Here is an 18,605-nt window from a genome sequence, read left to right on the forward strand (position 1 = left end):
CCACCCTCAGTACTCGTCCTTCGCGGTCAGTTCCAGTTCCATCGCATCGGCACTCTTGATCGCCGCGTCGATGGCGTCGCTGAGCACGTCGGCCTTGGCGTTCGCATCGATCTTGACCACGAACATGGCCATGTCGCCCTGCTTGACCCAGCCGCCGAGCTTGGAGTCGTTGGCATCCTCGAGCAGGCGGTTGGCGACCAGCGCCGGCAACTGCGGGCCCGCGGCCTTGTAGCCGGGCGACCAGATCTCGCGGACGCGATGCGCGCCGTAGGTCTCCACCGTCGAGCGCACGAACACCAGCTGGGTGCGGTCATCGTCCATGTCGAACACCAGGCGGTAATCGCCGTCCTCGTCGATCTCATACTTGTATTCGAGCGAATCGAGCAGCCGGCCGACCGCCGCATCGGGCTCGCCGGCCCGCGCGTTGCCAGCCATGCCGGCCCACAGGCCCGCCACCATCATTGCCGCCACGTACTTCTTCATGCGTTCCCTGCGGGGAGTGGTTGAACAGGTGCAAATTGTGCGGCGGCGGGGGTGTTCACGTCCAATTCGGCGCAGCGGCGCCGGGCCAGCCGCTATAATTCCGGGCATGCCCCGCAAGCTCCAACACGACAACGACCATGGCCTGCTGGTGGAACCCGGCAAGCCCGAGATCGCGCCGCCGCCGCTGTACCAGGTGATGCTGCTGAACGACGACTACACCCCGATGGATTTCGTGGTGGCCGTGCTGCAGAACTTCTTCGCCATGGACCTGGACAAGGCCACCCAGGTGATGCTGCATGTCCATACCCGCGGCCGCGGCATCTGCGGGGTCTACAGCCGCGAAGTCGCCGAGACCAAGGTCGCCCAGGTCAACGAGTACTCGCGCATGAACCAGCACCCGCTGCTGTGCACGATGGAGCGGGCCTGATCCACGCCGCGCCGGCGCGACCGGCACCGCGCGCCGGTCGCGCCACCGGCGGCCCGCACTGTTCCGGGCATGGCGATGTCGGCCGTATTGGTTGGCGCCCACCGCGCATCCATTGTTTGCAATGGTCGCCCCGGCGGCTGGCATCCCCCCCGGTGGCTGCCGCTTTCCGGCGTGGCAACCGGCCGCTGCCATCCCCGTCCGGCCACTGCTAACGCCGTCTGAACACCGGCATCCGGTAGGGTGATGGAAAACGTGCAGTCAGGCCGCATATTGTCTCCAACCGCAGTCGGAGTCCCCCATGTTCAGCAAAGACCTCGAACAGACGATTGGCCAGTGCTACAAGCGCGCCCGCGAGGCACGTCATGAGTTCATGACGGTCGAACACCTGCTGCTCGCCCTGCTCGAAAACCCCTCCGCCCAGGCCGTGCTCAAGGCCTGTGGCGCCGACCTGGACCGCCTGCGCCGGGACCTGGAACAGGCCGTGGAGACGTCGGTCTCGCGGCTGGCCGACGATGATGGCCGCGACACCCAGCCCACCCTGGGTTTCCAGCGGGTGCTGCAGCGCGCCGTCTACCACGTGCAGTCCTCCGGCAAGAAAGAGGTCACCGGCGCCAACGTGCTGGTGGCGATCTTCGGCGAGAAGGATTCGCACGCGGTCTACTACCTCAACCAGCAGGACGTGACCCGGCTGGACATCGTCAACTACCTGTCCCACGGCATCGCCAAGTCCGGCGAAGAGGGCGACGCCTCGCCGTCGATCGACGGCGAGGGCCGCGCCGAGGGCGGCGAGGGCGAGGCCAGGGGCGACGCGCTGGCCGAGTACGCCAGCAACCTCAACGAGCAGGCGCGCGCCGGCCGCATCGACCCGCTGGTGGGCCGCCGCGACGAGATCGAGCGCACCATCCAGGTGCTGTGCCGCCGCCGCAAGAACAACCCGCTGTACGTGGGCGAGGCCGGGGTCGGCAAGACCGCGATCGCCGAGGGCCTGGCCAAGCGCATCGTCGACGGCGAAGTGCCGGAGGTGCTGGCCGATGCGGTCATCTATTCGCTCGACCTCGGTGCGCTGGTCGCCGGCACCAAGTACCGCGGCGATTTCGAGAAGCGCCTGAAGGGCGTGATCGGCGCGTTGAAGAAGGTGCCCAACGCGGTGCTGTTCATCGACGAGATCCACACCATCATCGGCGCCGGTTCCGCCTCCGGCGGCACCATGGACGCCAGCAACCTGATCAAGCCGGCCCTGGCGTCCGGCGAGCTGCGCTGCATCGGCTCGACCACGTTCCAGGAATACCGCGGCATCTTCGAGAAGGACCGGGCGCTGGCGCGGCGCTTCCAGAAGATCGACATCGTCGAGCCCACCGTGGGCGAAGCCTACGAGATCCTCAAGGGCCTGCGCCCGAAGTACGAGGCGCACCACAGCGTCACCTACGCCGACGACGCGCTGCAGGCGGCGGTGGACCTGTCGGTGAAGCACATCGGCGACCGCCTGCTGCCGGACAAGGCGATCGACGTCATCGACGAGGCCGGCGCGCGCCAGCGGCTGCTGCCCGAGGGCCAGCGCAAGGCGACCATCGACGTCGAGGAAGTCGAGGCCATCGTCGCCAAGATGGCGCGCATTCCCGCCAAGCAGGTCACCGCCACCGACAAGGACGTGCTGCGGCACCTGGAGCGCAACCTGAAGATGGTGATCTTCGGCCAGGACCCGGCGATCGAATCGCTGGCCTCGGCGATCAAGCTGTCGCGTTCGGGGCTGGGCAACCCGGAGAAGCCGATCGGCAACTTCCTGTTCGCCGGCCCCACCGGCGTCGGCAAGACCGAGGTCACCCGCCAGCTGGCGCTGCAGCTGGGCATCGAGCTGGTGCGCTTTGACATGAGCGAGTACATGGAGCCGCATTCGGTCAGCCGCCTGATCGGCGCGCCCCCGGGCTACGTCGGTTTCGACCAGGGCGGGCTGCTGACCGAGAAGATCGTCAAGACGCCGCACTGCGTGCTGCTGCTGGACGAAGTCGAGAAGGCGCACCCGGACATCTTCAACATCCTGCTGCAGGTCATGGACCGCGGCATCCTCACCGACACCAACGGCCGCGAAGCCAATTTCAAGAACGTGATCCTGGTGATGACCACCAACGCCGGCGCGGCGCAGGCGTCGCGGCGCTCGATCGGCTTCACCCGCCAGGACCACGCCACCGACGCGATGGAAGTGATCCGCAAGAGCTTCACCCCGGAATTCCGCAACCGCCTCGACGCGGTGGTGCAGTTCCAGGCGCTGGGGCTGGACCACATCCTGCGGGTGGTGGACAAGTTCCTGATCGAACTGGAAATGCTGCTGCAGGACAAGCACGTCTCGCTGTCGGCGACCCCGGCCGCACGCGACTGGCTGGCCCGCCACGGCTTCGACCCGCAGATGGGCGCGCGGCCGATGGCACGGGTCATCCAGGACCAGATCAAGCGCCCGCTGGCCGACGAACTGCTGTTCGGCAAGCTGGTGGGCGGCGGCCGGGTCAGCATCGACGTGCGCGACGGCGAACTGGTGGTCGAAACCGAAGCCGAACCGGAGCACCTGTTGCCGGCCACGGTCTGAGGTGGCGACGGCCAGGCGCGGGCAGGCGTGCGGAAGGCGGGCAGGGCATGGAGCCGCTCCGCCAGGAGGCGGCGGGGTCGCGCCCGCCGCCGGTCACGGGTGCGCTCCGCTTCCCCGATACCACTGTCACGGACACGCAAAAAAGCCAGCCCAGGGCTGGCTTTCGGGGTGCCCGGCTACCGCGCTTACTTCATGCGGTAGGTGATGCGGCCCTTGGTCAGGTCGTACGGCGTCATTTCAACCTTGACGCGGTCGCCGGTAAGGATGCGGATGTAGTTCTTGCGCATGCGGCCGGAAATGTGGGCGATGATCTCATGCCCGTTTTCCAGTCGAACGCGGAAAGTGGTGTTCGGCAGCGTCTCGCTGACGGTGCCCTCGAACTCGATGGAGTCGTCTTTCGACATGTAATCCTGTGCGGTTCTGCGGATGGCCTTTTCAGGCCCGGAAGCCAAGCATTTTACCCCGCGCCGCGGAATCATGCAAAGTTTGCGTTAAGCCGCGCCCGTGCTGCCCAGCCGGGCGGCCGGCCAGTGGCCGAAACGGCGGGTCCAGCTTCCCGGCGGCGGGTCACCGGGCTCCCGCACCAGCGCCCGCACCTGGGCCAGGAACAGGGCGCGTGGCAGCTGCACGGCACCCATGCGCAGCAGGTGGGGGTTCTCGACCTGGGCATCAATCAGCGGCCAGCCCCAGCCGTGCAGGACGTGCGCCAGTGCCGCCAGCGCGACCTTGGAACCACCGCTGCGCCCGCTGAACATGCTTTCGCCGAAGAACATGCGGCCGATGGCCACGCCATAGATGCCGCCGACCAGGTGCGGCCCGTCGAACACCTCCACCGAATGCGCATGCCCGAGCCGGTGCAGTTCCACGTAAGCGCGGAGCATCCCGGCGGTGATCCAGGTGCCATCCTGGCCCGGCCGCGGCGCGCTGGCGCAGGCCTGCATCACCTCGGCGAATGCGGTGTCAGCGGTGACAGTCCAGGGGCTGGAGCGCAGTGCCCGGCGGAAGCGCGAGGACAGATGCACGCCATCGGTGCGGAACACCATGCGCGGGTCCGGTGACCACCACAGGATCGGCTGGCCTTCGGAGAACCACGGGAAGATGCCGCCGGCATAGGCGTTGAGCAGGCGCACCGGCGACAGATCGCCGCCGACGGCCAGCAGGCCATCGGGCTCGGCCAGCGCAAGCTCCGCCGGCGGGAACGCCGCGTCCGCTGACTCGGCAAGCAGAAACGGATGCGCTGCGCGGCTCATGTGCCGTCGCCGTCAAGGAATCGGGGATGCTGCCGCGGCACCGGCCGGCAGCGCCTGGAGCGCAGCGCCATACGCGGGTACGGCAGCAACGCCGTGCACGGGACCTTTGCGGCTAGCACGACACGGTTCACCGGATGATCGCGGCAGGGCCGGGGCGACCCTGTCCGGCCCGCTGATCGGGATGACCCCGCAGCGGCCGTCGCTGCAGGGCCAGGCGAAGCCGCCGCCTGCGTGGCAGACGCCGGACACGAAGTAGGGGGAGTGCGCATCCTGAGTAGGTTGACCTGTGCCTGTTCGCAATCCCGGGCACGCAGTCGCCCCGGTGCGGATCGGCATCATAAATGGCTTTCCGGCGTGCTGCGGCATGCCGATGCCCGATTGGACGGTTGGCGCCGGTACACGGCGATGGACACATCGTCCCAAGCCGGCAGCCGATCGGCCCGGAACGCGTCCGCTCATGCCTTGCCGGCCATCTTCCATCCGCGCGTCGGGCCGGCCTGGGCCTGCGGCGCCAGCCTGCCGATGCCGGCCGGCGTTTGAGCGATGCCCGGGCATCATCGAACAGCGCGCACCCTCCGGCCGGTGGACGATGCGCGCCGCAGGTCGCCTGCTCGACGCGACGGCCGGTCGTGTCCGGGAATGAAGCCGGACGCCCGCGGCCCGGGCCCTGCCACCTGCGTGCCGCGTCCGGCGATCCGCCGGCCCGGAGGACGCCCGGAAGGCGTGATGCCGGGGCACTATTCCGCTCCAGGGCCGGGTCCGGCGTCCGCGTTCACTGTGCGGGCGATGCGCGCGACGCCGACAGCCAGGCGGTCGGCGAGACCCCGGCATGCCGCGCGGCGAAGGCGCGCGCGAACGCCGATGCGCTTGCATAGCCGATCTCCAGCGCCACCTGTTTTGGCGGCTGCCCCCGCTTGAGCAGCGTCTTCGCCACGCTCAGCCGCCACTCGGCCAGGTACTCGCCCGGCGGCATGCCCACGACATGGTGGAAGTGCGCGGCGAACCGCGCGCGCGACATGCCGCTGACCCGCGCCAGGCCGTCCAGGCTCCAGGCCTCGCCCGGGGCGCCATGCAGCGCGTTGAGGGCCTTGGCCAGGCGCGGGTCGGCGAGGCCCGCGAGCACACCCTGCGCGACCACGCCTGCGGTCATGCAGTGGCGCAGCAGTTGCAGGATCATCAGTTCGCTGAGCCGGTCCAGCGCCGCCTGTCGTCCGCAGTGTTCGGCGAACGCCTCCTCGAACAGCAGCGTCAGCGTGCCGTGCAGCAGCGGGTGGTCGCGCAGCGGCAGCACCAGCCGCGCCGGCAGACTGCGGGTCAGTGGATTGCCGGCATCGGCGCCGAGTTCGATCGACGAGCAGACCAGCTCCGCGCCCCTCGCCCCCTCGCCACGGATCCAGTGCGGCGCCGGTCGCGGATAGAAGATCAGGCTGGGCGCGTCGACCACGGTTTCGCCGGCGACCGCATCGCCGATCCGCAGCGCCCCCCCGCGCAGCACGTGCAGGTGGCCGACGCCGTCGCGGGCGTCGAAATCGGCGGTGTCGCACAGGCTGCCGGTGTGGAAGACCCGGGCCCGCAGGCGGAAGCAATCGAGCAGTGCGCTGAGTCGGTCCTGCATGTCGAGACGATCCGTGCGTTATTCTGGACGAAATGATACCAATCGTATCGGCCGGGCGGGCACAGTGGCGACTCCCAACCACGGCTTCCAAGGAGCCCACCATGTCTGCCGCATCCCCCCGCATCGCCCCCCTCGACCCGGCCTCGGCCACCCCGGCCGTCGCCGCGACGCTCGCCGCGGTCAAGGCCAAGCTCGGCGTGGTCCCCAACCTGATCCGCACCTTCGCCCGGGCGCCGGTCGCGCTCGACGGCTACCTGGCCTTGTCCGATGCCCTCGCCAATGGCGGCCTGAGCGCCGGCCAGCGCGAAATCGTCGCGCTGTCGGTCGGGCAGGCCAATCAGTGCGGCTATTGCCTGGCCGCGCACACCTTGATCGGCAAGGGCGCCGGCCTGTCCGAAGCGGATATCCGTGCGGCGCGCACCGGCGGCGGCGCCGACCCGCGCGACGCCGCGCTGGCGGACTTCGCGCGGCGCCTGACCGAACAGCGCGGGGTTGTCGGCGACGACGACCTGGCGGCATTCCGCCGCGCCGGCTTCGATGACGCCGCCGCGCTGGAAGTGGTGGCGCTGGTCGCGCTCAACACGCTGACCAACTACACCAACCACCTGGCCGGGACGGCGGTTGACTTCCCGTCGGTGCCGCTGGAAATCGCGGGCTGAGCGAGGCCCGCCGCGGTACTGCGGGGCGCGCCTGCAGGCGCGTCCCGCGTCTGCGCCCGGTGGTCGTTCGGCCCGGCCCAGGCGCATGCCGGAACAGAAGCCCGAGGCCGCGCAGGCGGCTGCGCCGCTCGCATCGTCGCAGGCGGGAAATCCTGGCCATCACGCGCGGCCAGCGTGGGTTCGGCGTGCAGCGCGAGCCGTTGGCACGATGCGTGGCGGATGCCTGCCGCAGGTCGCTGGCGTGGCGTAGCGGCCAACGCAACGCCACGCTCCACCGGTGTGTCCGCGTCGTGTGCGCGGCGACCTGTCCCCGCCAATGGCCGCCCGGCCAGCGCCGGTTACGCCGGCGGGAATGCCGCGCAAAGCGGCGCGGGACGCACGAACGCAGGCGCTGCCCCGCTCATGCGCCGTCGCCGTCGCGGAACGGGGAGTGCCGCCGCAGCGCCTGCGCATAACCGGCGACATCGCGCTCCTCGCGTGCGCACCACTCGCGCAGCGCCTGGCGGAACTGCGCATCGGCGACCCAGTGCCGGCTGCGCACGAGGGTCGGCAGGAACCCGCGCGCGAGCTTGTGTTCACCCTGCGCCCCCGGCTCGAAGCGCTGCAGCCCCTCGCGCAGGCAATAGTCGATGCCCTGGTAATAGCAGGTCTCGAAATGCAGGCCGGGCAGGGCGGCGCCGCCCCAGTAACGACCGTACAACGTGTCGCCACCGCGCAGGCACAGCGCGCCAGCGATCGGCTCGCCATCCTGTTCGGCCAGGAAGATCACCAGGTGCCGCGGCATGGCGGTGGCCAGATGCCGCAGGAAGGGCAGGGTCAGCGCCGGCGCATTGCCGTACCCGACGAAGGTCTGCAGGTAGAAGCCATGCATCGCGTCCAGGTCGGCCGCGCTTGCCTCGTCGCCGTGGACCACGCGGAAGCCGATGCCGCTGCGCGCCACCCGCGCGCGCTCCTGGCGGATGTTCTTGCGGTGCTTGTGGTCCATCGACGCGAGGAAGCCGTCGAAATCCTGCCAGCCGGGCCGGCGCTGCCACTGGAACTGCACGTCCGCGCGCCGCAGCCAGTCCGCATCGAAGGCCGTGTCCTCGGCCGCGGCATGGAAATTGACATGGGCCGAGGACAGCCCCTGCGCGCGCACATGCGCGGCGATCGCTTCCAGCAGCAGGCGCCGGTCGGCGGCGTCGCGGGCCAGCAGGCGCGGGCCGGTGACCGGCGAGTAGGGCACCGCGCCGAGCCACTTGGGAAAGTAAGCCAGCCCATGCCGTGCATACGCATCGGCCCAGGCATGGTCGAACACGAACTCGCCGTGCGAGTTGTGCTTCAGGTAGCCCGGCACCGCGGCGGCCAGTTCATCGCCGCGCCACAGGGTCATGTGGCAGGGCTGCCAGCCCCATTCCGGGCGCAGGCAGCCGTGCTGCTCCAGGCCGGCAAGGAAGGCGTGGCTGACGAACGGGTTGCGCCGGTCGTGCAGGGCATCCCACTGTGCCGCCCCTACCTGGGCCAGGGACGGCAGCACCCGCAGTTGCAGGGAAGACGTCATGGCCGCAGTTGCAGCACGTCGATGGTCGGCGGGTTGAACAGGCGCAGGGGCAGGCCGACTTCGCCCACGCCGCGGGTGGTGAACACCCGCACCGGACCGGCCGCCGCCGCTGCCACCTGTTCCCCGCGGTCGAACCCGTGGGCGCTGGGGATCACCTTGCGGTACAGCCAGGGGATGCGGATCTGCCCGCCGTGGGTATGCCCGGCCAGGACGATGGCGGCATCGCCCGGCAGCAGGTCCATGGCGCTGTCGGGGTTGTGCGCGACGACGATCGCCGGCGCGCGACCGGGCGGCCGATGCAGGAAGTCCGGAGCATCCTTGCCGGCCCAGCGGTCGCCCAGGCCGGCCCAGCGGATGCCGGCGGCATCGACCAGGCGCATGCCTTCGATGATGCGCACGCCATTGGCGCGCAAAGCCGCACGCAGCGCGGCATCGATGTCCGGGCCCGGCGCCTGCTGGTCGTGGTTGCCGAGCACGGCGTAGACCGGCACCCGCAGCGCCGACAGCGGCGAGAACGCTTCGGACAGCACCAGCCGCTGCGGTTCATAGGTCAGGTCGCCGGCAATGACCACCGCATCCACCGGTAGCGCATCCAGCCGCGCCACCAGCCGCTCGAGGAAGCGGCGGTCCTTGTAGACCCCGAGGTGGATGTCGCTGACCAGGGCGATGCGCACGTGCATGCCGGTACCGCGCAGCTCGGTATGGGCGACGCGGATCCACTGCGGCTCGATGAAGCGGGCCCACGTGAACAGGCCGCAGCCGAGCAGCAGGATCGCGAGCACGGCGCGGTATCGGCGGCGGCGGCGCCATTGCCACAGCAGCCAGGCGATGGCCGGGAACACCAGCCAGCTGCCGTGGAACAGCAGTTGCTTGGCGAACACCATGTCCATGCCCGGCTGCCGGAACGGCCGGGCTCAGTGGCCCTGGGCGTCGAGGAAACGCTCGGCGTCGAGTGCGGCCATGCAGCCGAAGCCGGCCGAGGTGATGGCCTGGCGGTAATGCTGGTCGGCCACGTCGCCGGCGGCGAACACGCCCTCCACCGAGGTCTGGGTGGCATTGCCGCCCAGGCCTGAGCGGATTTCCAGGTAACCGTTGTTCATCGCCAGCTGGCCCTCGAACAGGGTGGTGTTCGGGTGGTGGCCGATGGCCACGAAGAAGCCATGCGCGGCGATGTCGCGGGTGCTGCCGTCCTGGGTGGACTTCACCCGCACCCCGGTCACGCCCATCTCGTTGCCCAGCACTTCGTCGACCTGGTGGTGCCACACGGTTTCGATCTTGCCCGCCGCGACCTTGGCGAACAGCTTGTCCTGCATGATTTTTTCCGCCTTGAGCGTGTCGCGGCGGTGCACCAGGTAGACCTTGCGGGCGATGTTGGACAGGTACAGCGCCTCTTCCACGGCGGTGTTGCCGCCACCGACCACGACCACGTCCTGGTCCTTGTAGAAGAAGCCGTCGCAGGTGGCGCAGGCTGACACGCCACGGCCCTTGAACGCCTCTTCGGACGGGATGCCCAGGTACTTGGCGGTGGCGCCGGTGGCGATGATCAGCGCGTCGCAGGTGTACTGCGCGCTGTCGCCGGTGAGCGTGAACGGACGCTGCGACAGGTCGGCGGTGTGGATATGGTCGAACACCACCTCGGTATCGAAGCGCTCGGCGTGGGCCTGCATGCGCGCCATCAGGTCCGGCCCCATCAGGCCATGGGCGTCGCCTGGCCAGTTGTCCACTTCGGTGGTGGTCATCAGCTGACCGCCCTGCTGCAGGCCGGTGATCACCACCGGCTTGAGGTTGGCGCGCGCGGCATACACCGCGGCGGTCCAGCCGGCGGGGCCGGAGCCCAGGATGACGAGCTTGTGGTGGCGGGTGGGCAGGGACGGGGCGCTGGAAGTGCTCATGTATACTCGCGGGAAGTCGGGATTGGCGGCGCGATCGCGCTGCATGGCGACCGTCCGGACCGCTCATAGAGTGGAGACCGGGCTCCGGTGAATCAAGGCGCAGTGATGGAACTGCGCGGCCCACCGGACCGCCCGCACCCACGGTCGCCCCCGTCGCCGACGCTCCGCATGCGTGCCGATGTCCTTTCGCTGCCGTGCCCGTCACCCGCTGCATCGGGCGGATGAAACGGGGCCGCGTGTCGTTTAATATCAATCACTAACCCTGCATTTCTAAGGTCTGGTCCAAGGTGGCGAAACAGGTCCCGGAACGTGACAAGGGCGCTGGCCCGAGCGGCAACGCGCGCAAGCAGGCGGCCGCCGCGGACAATCCACGTCGCAACAGGCTGTGGCGTGACCTGGCGCTGATCGCGATCGCGCCGGCACTGCTGTACCTGTTGGCCAGCCTGTTCACCTATTCGCCGGCGGACCCGGGCTGGTCGCAGGCCGGCTCGGTGGTCGCCCCGATCCACAACATGGGCGGCCGGGTGGGGGCGTGGATCGCCGACGTGCTGCGGCAGTTGTTCGGCTACGTGGCCTACCTGATTCCGCTGATGCTGGCGGCGGTGGCCTGGATCGCCATGTTCGGGCTCAACCGCGAGGACCGCGGCAACAACGACGACCTCGGCCCGGCATTGCGGCTGGTCGGCATCGTCGGCTTCCTGATCGGCGCCACCGGCTTCCTTTACCTGCGCCTGCCGCCGGGCGATGTCGCCCGCGCCGGTGGCGGCCTCGGCGTGCTGGTGGGCAAGTCGCTGCAGAGCGGCTTCGGCCCGGTCGGCAGCAACCTGTTCCTGCTGGTGCTGCTGTTGACCTCGATCACCCTGGCTACCGGCCTGTCGTGGTTCTGGGTGATGGAGAAGATCGGCAAGTGGGTGCTGGCGCTGGGCCCGCTGCTGGACCGCAAGAAGGAACAGGCCAGCGCCTGGCAGCAGACCCGGGCGCTGCGCGAGGAACGCGAGGAAGTGCGCAAGGTCGATGCCGAAGTGCGCGCCAGGCGCGAGCCGGTGAAGATCGAGCCGCGCCCGGTGCCGGTCATCGAGAAGAGCGAGCGCGCCAAGCGCGAGACCCAGATCCCGATGTTCCAGGGCGTCAATGGCGACGGCTCGGACCTGCCGCCACTGGCGCTGCTGGACGACCCCAAGCCGCAGCCCAAGGGCTACGACGAGCAGACCCTGGAAGCGCTGTCGCGGCAGATCGAGTTCAAGCTCAAGGACTTCCGCATCGACGCCCAGGTGGTGGGCGCCTATCCGGGCCCGGTGATCACCCGTTTCGAGATCGAACCGGCGCCGGGCATCAAGGTCAGCCAGATCAGTTCGCTGGACAAGGACATCGCCCGAGGGCTGTCGGTGAAATCGGTGCGCGTGGTCGACGTGATCCCGGGCAAGTCGGTGATCGGCCTGGAAATCCCCAACGTCACCCGCGAGATGATCTTCCTGTCCGAGCTGCTGCGCTCGAAGGAATACGACAAGTCGGCCAGCGTGCTGACCCTGGCGCTGGGCAAGGACATCGCCGGCCGCCCGACCGTGGCCGACCTGGCGCGCATGCCGCACCTGCTGGTGGCCGGCACCACCGGCTCGGGCAAGTCGGTGGCGGTCAATGCCATGGTCCTGAGCCTGCTGTACAAGGCCAGCCCGAAAGACCTGCGCATGCTCATGATCGACCCGAAGATGCTGGAGCTCAGCGTCTACCAAGGCATCCCGCACCTGCTGGCGCCGGTGGTCACCGACATGAAGGAGGCCGCCAACGGCCTGCGCTGGTGCGTGGCCGAAATGGAGCGCCGCTACAAGCTGATGAGCGCGGTGGGCGTGCGTAACCTGGCCGGCTTCAACAAGAAGATCAAGGACGCCATCGACGCCGGCCAGCCGCTGATGGACCCGCTGTTCAAGCCCAACCCGGAAATGGGCGAGGCGCCGCGCCCGCTGGAGCCGCTGCCGTTCATCGTCATCTTCATCGACGAATTCGCCGACATGATGATGATCGTCGGCAAGAAGGTCGAGGAACTGATCGCGCGCCTGGCGCAGAAGGCGCGCGCCGCCGGCATCCACCTGATCCTGGCCACCCAGCGTCCGTCGGTGGACGTGATCACCGGCCTGATCAAGGCCAACATCCCGACCCGCATCGCGTTCCAGGTCAGCTCCAAGATCGACTCGCGCACCATCCTCGACCAGTCCGGCGCCGAAGCGCTGCTGGGCAACGGCGACATGCTGTACCTGCCGCCGGGCACGGCGATGCCGGACCGCGTGCACGGCGCGTTCGTCTCCGACGAGGAAGTGCACCGGGTGGTCGAGCACCTCAAGGCCAGCGGCCCGGCCGACTACATCGAGGGCGTGCTGGACGAGGTCCAGACCATGGGCGACGGGGTGGTGGTCGGCGCCACCGGCCTGCCCGAATCCAGCGGCGGTGGCGACGAATCCGATCCGCTGTACGACGAGGCGCTGCGCATCGTCACCGAGACCCGGCGCGCCTCGATCTCCGGCGTGCAGCGGCGGCTGAAGATCGGCTACAACCGCGCCGCGCGCCTGATCGAAGCGATGGAAGCGGCCGGCGTGGTCAGCGCGCCGGAGCACAACGGCGACCGCAGCGTGCTGGCACCGCCGCCGCCCAAGTGAGTGCCGCGGCGGCATTCGATCGCGATTGCCGCCCATTCAGTTTATGCCGGGCAGACTCTGCCCATTCCCCCGTCCATCGATGACTACCGCCATGAACGTCTTCCTGCGTCCCACGTTGATTGCCGTCGCCCTGGCCGCGGCCGGTCTCGCCGCCGACGCCCATGCCGGCGCGCGCGACGACCTGAAGTCCTTCACCAACGGCCTGCGCGGCCTGGACGGGCAGTTCAGCCAGCAGGTGTTCGACGCCCGCGGCAAGCTCAAGGAGTCGTCCAGCGGCCGCGTCGCGCTGTCCGCGCCGCGCCTGTTCCGCTGGGAATACACCCGCCCGCATCCGCAGCTGATCGTCGCCGACGGCAGCAAGGTGTGGGTCTACGAACCCGACCTGGAGCAGGCCACCGTGCGCAGCCAGGGCGAGGAGGAGCAGAACAGCCCGTTGACCGCGCTGATCAACCCGGCGCAGCTGGAACGCCAGTACGACGTCAGCGAAGAGGCGGCTCCGCGCGATGGTCTGCAGTGGCTGTCGCTGAGCCCCAAGCGCGAAACCGATGCCAGCTTCCAGTACGCCGCACTCGGCTTCGGCCAAGGCGGACTGAGCCGCATGGAAGTGGTCGATGCGGTCGGCCAGCGCACGGTGATCGACTTCAGCGGCTGGAAGAAGAACCCGGGCTTCGCCGCCGGCACCTTCCGCTTCACCCCGGCCAGCAACGTGGACGTCATCGGCGAGCGTTGAGCGCCGCAGCCAGCCCCGATAGCGAGCGGCGCAATGACGGTCGCCGTCACCTGCGGCCACGCTAGAATGCCGGCGTGGCCAGATCCAGAAACACGTTCTCCGACCCTCCTGCCGACCTGTTGAGCGCGGATCGAGAGGGCATGCGCCCGCTCGCCGAACGCATGCGCCCGCGCACGCTCGACGAAATGGTCGGGCAGAAGCGCCTGCTGGCGCCCAATACCGCGCTGCGCCGGGCCATCGAGTCCGGCCGGGTGCACTCCATGGTGCTGTGGGGGCCGCCGGGGTGCGGCAAGACCACCTTGGCGCTGCTGCTGGCACGCTATGCCGATGCCGAGTTCCGCGCGATCTCGGCGGTCCTGTCGGGCCTGCCCGACGTGCGCCAGGTGCTGGCCGAGGCCGCGCAGCGGTTTGCCGAAGGCCGGCGCACGGTGCTGTTCGTCGATGAGGTGCACCGCTTCAACAAGTCGCAGCAGGATGCCTTCCTGCCGCACATCGAGCGCGGCACCATCATTTTCGTTGGCGCCACCACCGAGAACCCATCGTTCGAGCTCAACTCCGCGCTGCTCTCGCGCTGCAGGGTGCACGTGCTCGAGGCGGTGTCGCCCGAGGATGTGGCCGAAGCGCTGCAGCGCGCCCTGGACGATGGCGAGCGTGGACTCGGCGGCGAGGTCATCCAGGTCTCCCGCGAATCGCTGCTGGAGATCGCCCGCGCCGCCGATGGCGACGTGCGGCGTGCGCTGACCCTGCTGGAAATCGCCGCCGAGCTGGCGGCGGGCGAGGGCGGGCGGATCACCCCCGAAACCCTGCTGCAGGTGCTGGCCGACCGCACCCGCCGCTTCGACAAGGGCGGCGAGCAGTTCTATGACCAGATCTCGGCGCTGCACAAGTCGGTGCGCAGCTCCAACCCGGACGGCGCGATCTACTGGCTGGCGCGCATGCTCGATGGTGGCTGCGACCCGTCCTACCTGCTGCGGCGCTTGACCATCATGGCGGTGGAGGACATCGGGCTGGCCGACCCGCGCGCCCTGGAAATGGCGATCAACGTCTGGAACGCCTACGACCGCATCGGCGCGCCGGAGGGCGATATCGCCCTGTCCAACCTGGTGGTCTATCTGGCCAGTACCGCCAAGTCCAACGCCGCCTATGCGGCGCTGAACGCCGCCCGCGCCGACGTCGGCGAACTGGGGTCGCTGCCGGTACCGCTGCACCTGCGCAACGCGCCGACGCGGCTGATGAAGACCCTCGGCTACGGCAAGGGCTACCAGTACGACCATGACGTCGCCGGCGGCATCGCCCTGGACCAGACCGCGTTCCCCGACGAGATGGGCGAGCGCGTGTATTACCGGCCGGTCGAGCGCGGGCTGGAAATCAAGCTCAAGGAAAAGCTCGACCGGCTCCGCGCGGCACGCGAACAGGCCAGGGGCGGCGACTCGACAAAGGACTGAGCGGCGCCCCGTGCCGCGCCCGGCAACCTTGCGCGGCATTCCATGACAGCAACAGGAGACATCAGCCGATGTGGCTTTCCTTTGTGGCGATAGGCGTCGGAGCGGCCATCGGGGCATGGCTGCGGTTCGGCCTAAGCGTATGGCTCAATCCGCTCCATTCCACCGTTCCGCTGGGCACGCTGGCCGCCAATCTGCTCGGCGGCTACGCCATCGGCCTGGCGCTGGCATGGTTCGCGGTACGCCCGGACATCGCGCCGCAGTGGCGCCTGTTCGTGGTGACCGGCCTGCTCGGCGGTCTGACCACGTTCTCCACCTTCTCCGCCGAGGTGGTGCAGTTGTTCCTGCGCCAGCAACTGGGCTGGGCGCTGGCGACCATGGGCCTGCACCTGGCCGGCTCGCTGTCGATGACCGCGTTGGGCTGGGCCACCTGGCGACTGTTGCGCCCCTTGGCGTGAACCGGCTTTCCAACGCATGATCCGCTTTCCATCTGTAGCGATCGAAAGACGACATGCCGGTAGAGCAGGGTAGAGTGAGCGAGCCGGTACCGGCAACGACCATCATCGGTGCCGACGTCGGCGGAACCTACGCCCGGCTGGGCTGGGCCACCCTGCGACCAGGCGAGCCGATCCGCATCAACGGTTTCCGCCGCTACGCCTGTGCCGAACATCCAAGCCTGGCGGCGATCCTGCAGGATTACGCCAGCGGCCTGCGCGCCGATCCTGCGCTGCCGCCGGTTGGCCGCGTGGTGGTGGCCATCGCCGGGCTGCTGGAGGGCGACCGCCTGCTCAACACCAACCTGGCGTGGCCGGTTTCGCTGGCCGCCACCCGCCGTGAGTCGGGGCTGGGCGAACTGGAGCTGATCAACGACTTCGTGGCGGTGGCCCAGGCCATCCCCCACGTCGCGCGCGATGCGCTGCACCCGTTGTCCGGCGACCCCGCCCATGACCACGGTAGCCCGGCCCTGGTGCTTGGCCCCGGCACCGGGCTGGGTGTGGCGCTGCGCCTTGAGAACAGCCAGCCGCCGGTACTGGCCAGCGAAGGCGGGCACGCCGCGCTGAGCGCCGGCAACGCGCTGGAGCTGGACGTGCTGCGCATGCTGCTGCAGCGCCATGGGCATGTGGACTGCGAGCGCATCCTGTCCGGCCCCGGGCTGATGACGCTTCACGCCTGCCTTTGCGAGCGCGAAGGCGTGGCACCGCGCTGGCAGACGCCGGCCGAGCTGGTGCAGGCGGCGCGTTCCGCCGATGACCCGCTCGCACTGGCCAGCATCCGCGCGTTCTGCGCGTGGCTGGGCAGCGTCACCGGCGACCTCGCGCTCACCTTCGGCGCCCGCTCGGTCTACCTCACCGGCGGCATCACCGGGCATCTCGCCCCGTGGCTGCACGAAGGCGGGTTCCAGCAGCGCTTCCTGGCCAAGGGCGCATTGTCGTCCACGCTGCAGCGGGTGCCGGTGTGGCGCATCGACGACGGCGAACTCGGCGTGCTCGGCGCGCTGGCCTGGCATGCGGACACCAGCGGCCGCGGCCGCATTCCCACGGGAGAGACGTTATGAGCAACCGCAGGCAGTTCCTGCAGACCTCGCTGCTGTTGGCCACCGCCGGCGCCGCGCCACGCATGCTGGCATCGCCCACGGCCGCCAATGGCGCGCGCGTGGTCTCCACCTGGGACTTCGGCGTCGGCGCCAACCAGGCCGCGTGGAAGATGCTGGCGGCCGGCGGCAGCGCGCTGGATGCGGTGGAGGCGGGCGCCCGCTGGGCCGAAAGCGACCTGTGCAACCCCACCGTGGGCCGCTGCGGCAACCCGGACCGCGATGGCGTGCTGACGCTGGATGCCAGCATCATGGCCGGCGATGGCCGTTGCGGATCGGTCGCGGCGCTGAGCGACATCCTGCACCCGGTATCGGTCGCGCGCCGGGTGATGGAACAGACCCCGCACGTGATGCTGGTGGGCGAGGGCGCGCAGCAGTTCGCCGTGCAGCAGGGCTTCGAGCGGCGCAGGCTGCTCACCCCGCAAGCCGAACACGCCTGGCGCGAATGGCTGAAGACCGAACACTACGCGCCGCAGATCAACGCCGAGCGTCGCGGGCGCCCGGGCGACAAGGACAACCACGACACCCTCGGCATCCTCGCCATCGATGGCAACGGCCACATGGCCGGTGCCTGCACCACCAGTGGCATGGCCTTCAAGATGCACGGCCGCGTGGGTGACAGCCCGGTCATCGGTGCCGGGCTGTACGTCGACAACGACGTCGGCGCGGCCACGGCGTCGGGCATGGGCGAGGAAATGATCCGCAACGCGGCCTCCTTCCTGGTAGTGGAACTGATGCGCCAGGGACGCTCGCCGGCCGACGCCTGCCGCGAAGCCATCGAGCGGGTAGTGCACAAGCGCCCCGAAGCCAGCCGTACCCTGCAGGTGTGCTTTCTTGCCATTGGCAGGAACGGCGACGTCGGCGCCTACGCCCTGCATCGCGGCTTCGTGTACGCGGTCTGCGATGCGCGCAGGCAGGACACGCTGCTGGATTCCCGTTCGGTCTACACCAGCGAGCAGACATGAGCGGGCGCCGCCTGCTGGAGATCGCCAGCAACTCGGTCGCCTCGGCGCTGGCCGCGCAGGCCGGCGGCGCCGACCGCATCGAACTGTTCGACAACCTGGCCCAGGGCGGTACCACGCCGTCGCGCGGCAGTGTCGCCGTGGCCCGCGACCGCCTGCGGATTCCGCTGTTCGTCCTGATCCGGCCGCGACCGGGCGATTTCCATTACGACACCCAGGAAGCCGAGATCATGCTGCGCGACATCGAAAGCTGCCGGCAGCTGGGCTGCGATGGCGTGGTGATCGGCGCGCTCACCGTTGACGGCGATGTCGACGTCGCGCTTTGCCGGGAACTGGTCGCGGCGGCAGGACCGCTGGGCACCACGTTCCATCGTGCCTTCGACGCCGCCCGTGATCTGCCGGCGGCCCTGGAAACGATCATCGGCCTGGGCTGCCAGCGCGTCCTCAGCTCCGGCGGCGCCGCCAGCGCCATGGCCGGCCGCCAGGTGCTGCGGCAACTGGTCACCCACGCTGGTGGACGCATCGGGCTGATGGCCGGCGCCGGCCTGGATGCGCAGAACATCGCGACGATCGCCGGACACAGCGGCTGCAACGAACTCCATGCCTCGGCGAAGGCGCTACGCCGCTCGACCATGCGCCACCACAACCCGGCGCTGACCGGCCTAGAAAGCGACTGGATACAATCCGATGCGGAACAGGTGAGTGCATTGCGGCGGGCATTGGACCAGCAGGTGTGAGCATGCGGGCTGACCTGTATCGCTGCTCTGAATTTTACATAATATACATTA

General features: G+C 69.4%; 17 protein-coding genes. 10 read left to right on the plus strand and 7 right to left on the minus strand.

The window, feature by feature from the left end; translation table 11 throughout:
* Positions 1 to 6: 6 nt before the first annotated feature.
* Positions 7 to 483: a type III secretion system chaperone family protein gene (locus AC06E6_RS03265; RefSeq protein ID WP_478060326.1), complete on the minus strand. Its 477-nt coding sequence runs from the start codon at positions 481 to 483 to the stop codon at positions 7 to 9.
* Between the two features lie 106 nt (positions 484 to 589).
* Here AC06E6_RS03265 and clpS point away from each other — a divergent pair, with 106 nt between their 5' ends.
* Positions 590 to 910, plus strand: a complete 321-nt coding sequence (gene clpS, locus AC06E6_RS03270) for an ATP-dependent Clp protease adapter ClpS (protein WP_161614421.1) — start codon at positions 590 to 592, stop codon at positions 908 to 910.
* 298 nt (positions 911 to 1,208) lie between these two features.
* A complete protein-coding gene (gene clpA / locus AC06E6_RS03275; RefSeq protein WP_104938812.1) occupies positions 1,209 to 3,488 on the plus strand; it encodes an ATP-dependent Clp protease ATP-binding subunit ClpA in 2,280 nt (759 codons plus the stop codon).
* A gap of 185 nt (positions 3,489 to 3,673) precedes the next feature.
* On the opposite strand, the gene infA is transcribed toward clpA, so the two are convergent.
* The 3 genes from infA to AC06E6_RS03290 all read right to left on the minus strand — a co-directional run bounded on the left by infA (position 3,674) and on the right by AC06E6_RS03290 (position 6,353).
* A complete protein-coding gene (gene infA, locus AC06E6_RS03280) occupies positions 3,674 to 3,892 on the minus strand; it encodes a translation initiation factor IF-1 (protein WP_005409596.1) in 219 nt (72 codons plus the stop codon).
* An 87-nt stretch (positions 3,893 to 3,979) separates the two neighbouring features.
* Positions 3,980 to 4,738 carry a leucyl/phenylalanyl-tRNA--protein transferase gene (gene aat / locus AC06E6_RS03285; protein ID WP_409476770.1) on the minus strand — a complete coding sequence of 253 codons (759 nt, stop codon included), beginning with the start codon at positions 4,736 to 4,738 and terminating at the stop codon, positions 3,980 to 3,982.
* A gap of 772 nt (positions 4,739 to 5,510) precedes the next feature.
* Positions 5,511 to 6,353: an AraC family transcriptional regulator gene (locus AC06E6_RS03290; RefSeq protein ID WP_313231920.1), complete on the minus strand. Its 843-nt coding sequence runs from the start codon at positions 6,351 to 6,353 to the stop codon at positions 5,511 to 5,513.
* Positions 6,354 to 6,454: 101 nt separating this feature from the next.
* Between AC06E6_RS03290 and AC06E6_RS03295 the strand changes: the two genes are divergently transcribed.
* The gene (locus AC06E6_RS03295) at positions 6,455 to 7,012 is read left to right on the plus strand and encodes a carboxymuconolactone decarboxylase family protein (RefSeq protein WP_409476769.1); all 558 of its coding nucleotides are present in this window, start codon (positions 6,455 to 6,457) and stop codon (positions 7,010 to 7,012) included.
* A gap of 400 nt (positions 7,013 to 7,412) precedes the next feature.
* Here AC06E6_RS03295 and AC06E6_RS03300 read toward each other — a convergent pair whose 3' ends face one another.
* Genes AC06E6_RS03300 through trxB form a run of 3 tightly spaced genes read right to left on the minus strand, consistent with a single transcriptional unit; the run spans position 7,413 to position 10,444 of the window.
* Positions 7,413 to 8,552 (minus strand): GNAT family N-acetyltransferase, encoded by a 1,140-nt coding sequence (locus AC06E6_RS03300; RefSeq protein WP_478060330.1) that lies wholly within the window; start codon positions 8,550 to 8,552, stop codon positions 7,413 to 7,415.
* A complete protein-coding gene (locus tag AC06E6_RS03305) occupies positions 8,549 to 9,442 on the minus strand; it encodes a metallophosphoesterase (protein WP_478060332.1) in 894 nt (297 codons plus the stop codon). The genes AC06E6_RS03300 and AC06E6_RS03305 overlap by 4 nt, the downstream gene beginning before the upstream one ends.
* Before the next feature lie 24 nt (positions 9,443 to 9,466).
* Positions 9,467 to 10,444, minus strand: a complete 978-nt coding sequence (gene trxB, locus AC06E6_RS03310; protein ID WP_104938807.1) for a thioredoxin-disulfide reductase — start codon at positions 10,442 to 10,444, stop codon at positions 9,467 to 9,469.
* Between the two features lie 287 nt (positions 10,445 to 10,731).
* Between trxB and AC06E6_RS03315 the strand changes: the two genes are divergently transcribed.
* The 7 genes from AC06E6_RS03315 (at position 10,732) to AC06E6_RS03345 (ending at position 18,554) form a co-directional block, all read left to right on the plus strand.
* On the plus strand, positions 10,732 to 13,092 hold the full coding sequence (locus AC06E6_RS03315; protein WP_478060335.1) for a DNA translocase FtsK: 2,361 nt from the start codon (positions 10,732 to 10,734) through the stop codon (positions 13,090 to 13,092).
* A 91-nt stretch (positions 13,093 to 13,183) separates the two neighbouring features.
* Positions 13,184 to 13,822 (plus strand): outer membrane lipoprotein periplasmic chaperone LolA, encoded by a 639-nt coding sequence (gene lolA, locus AC06E6_RS03320; protein ID WP_104938805.1) that lies wholly within the window; start codon positions 13,184 to 13,186, stop codon positions 13,820 to 13,822.
* 140 nt (positions 13,823 to 13,962) lie between these two features.
* A complete protein-coding gene (locus tag AC06E6_RS03325) occupies positions 13,963 to 15,267 on the plus strand; it encodes a replication-associated recombination protein A (RefSeq protein WP_275692559.1) in 1,305 nt (434 codons plus the stop codon).
* A 68-nt stretch (positions 15,268 to 15,335) separates the two neighbouring features.
* The gene (crcB, locus tag AC06E6_RS03330) at positions 15,336 to 15,722 is read left to right on the plus strand and encodes a fluoride efflux transporter CrcB (protein ID WP_161614414.1); all 387 of its coding nucleotides are present in this window, start codon (positions 15,336 to 15,338) and stop codon (positions 15,720 to 15,722) included.
* Positions 15,723 to 15,775: 53 nt separating this feature from the next.
* The gene (locus AC06E6_RS03335) at positions 15,776 to 16,819 is read left to right on the plus strand and encodes a glucokinase (RefSeq protein ID WP_104938802.1); all 1,044 of its coding nucleotides are present in this window, start codon (positions 15,776 to 15,778) and stop codon (positions 16,817 to 16,819) included.
* On the plus strand, positions 16,816 to 17,820 hold the full coding sequence (locus AC06E6_RS03340) for a glycosylasparaginase (RefSeq protein ID WP_478060337.1): 1,005 nt from the start codon (positions 16,816 to 16,818) through the stop codon (positions 17,818 to 17,820). Before AC06E6_RS03335 ends, AC06E6_RS03340 begins: the two co-directional genes overlap by 4 nt.
* The gene (locus AC06E6_RS03345; RefSeq protein WP_478060339.1) at positions 17,817 to 18,554 is read left to right on the plus strand and encodes a copper homeostasis protein CutC; all 738 of its coding nucleotides are present in this window, start codon (positions 17,817 to 17,819) and stop codon (positions 18,552 to 18,554) included. The genes AC06E6_RS03340 and AC06E6_RS03345 overlap by 4 nt, the downstream gene beginning before the upstream one ends.
* Positions 18,555 to 18,605: the final 51 nt, after the last annotated feature.

The sequence above is a fragment of the Stenotrophomonas sp. Steno-Z10-HUANG genome (genome assembly GCF_056393075.1).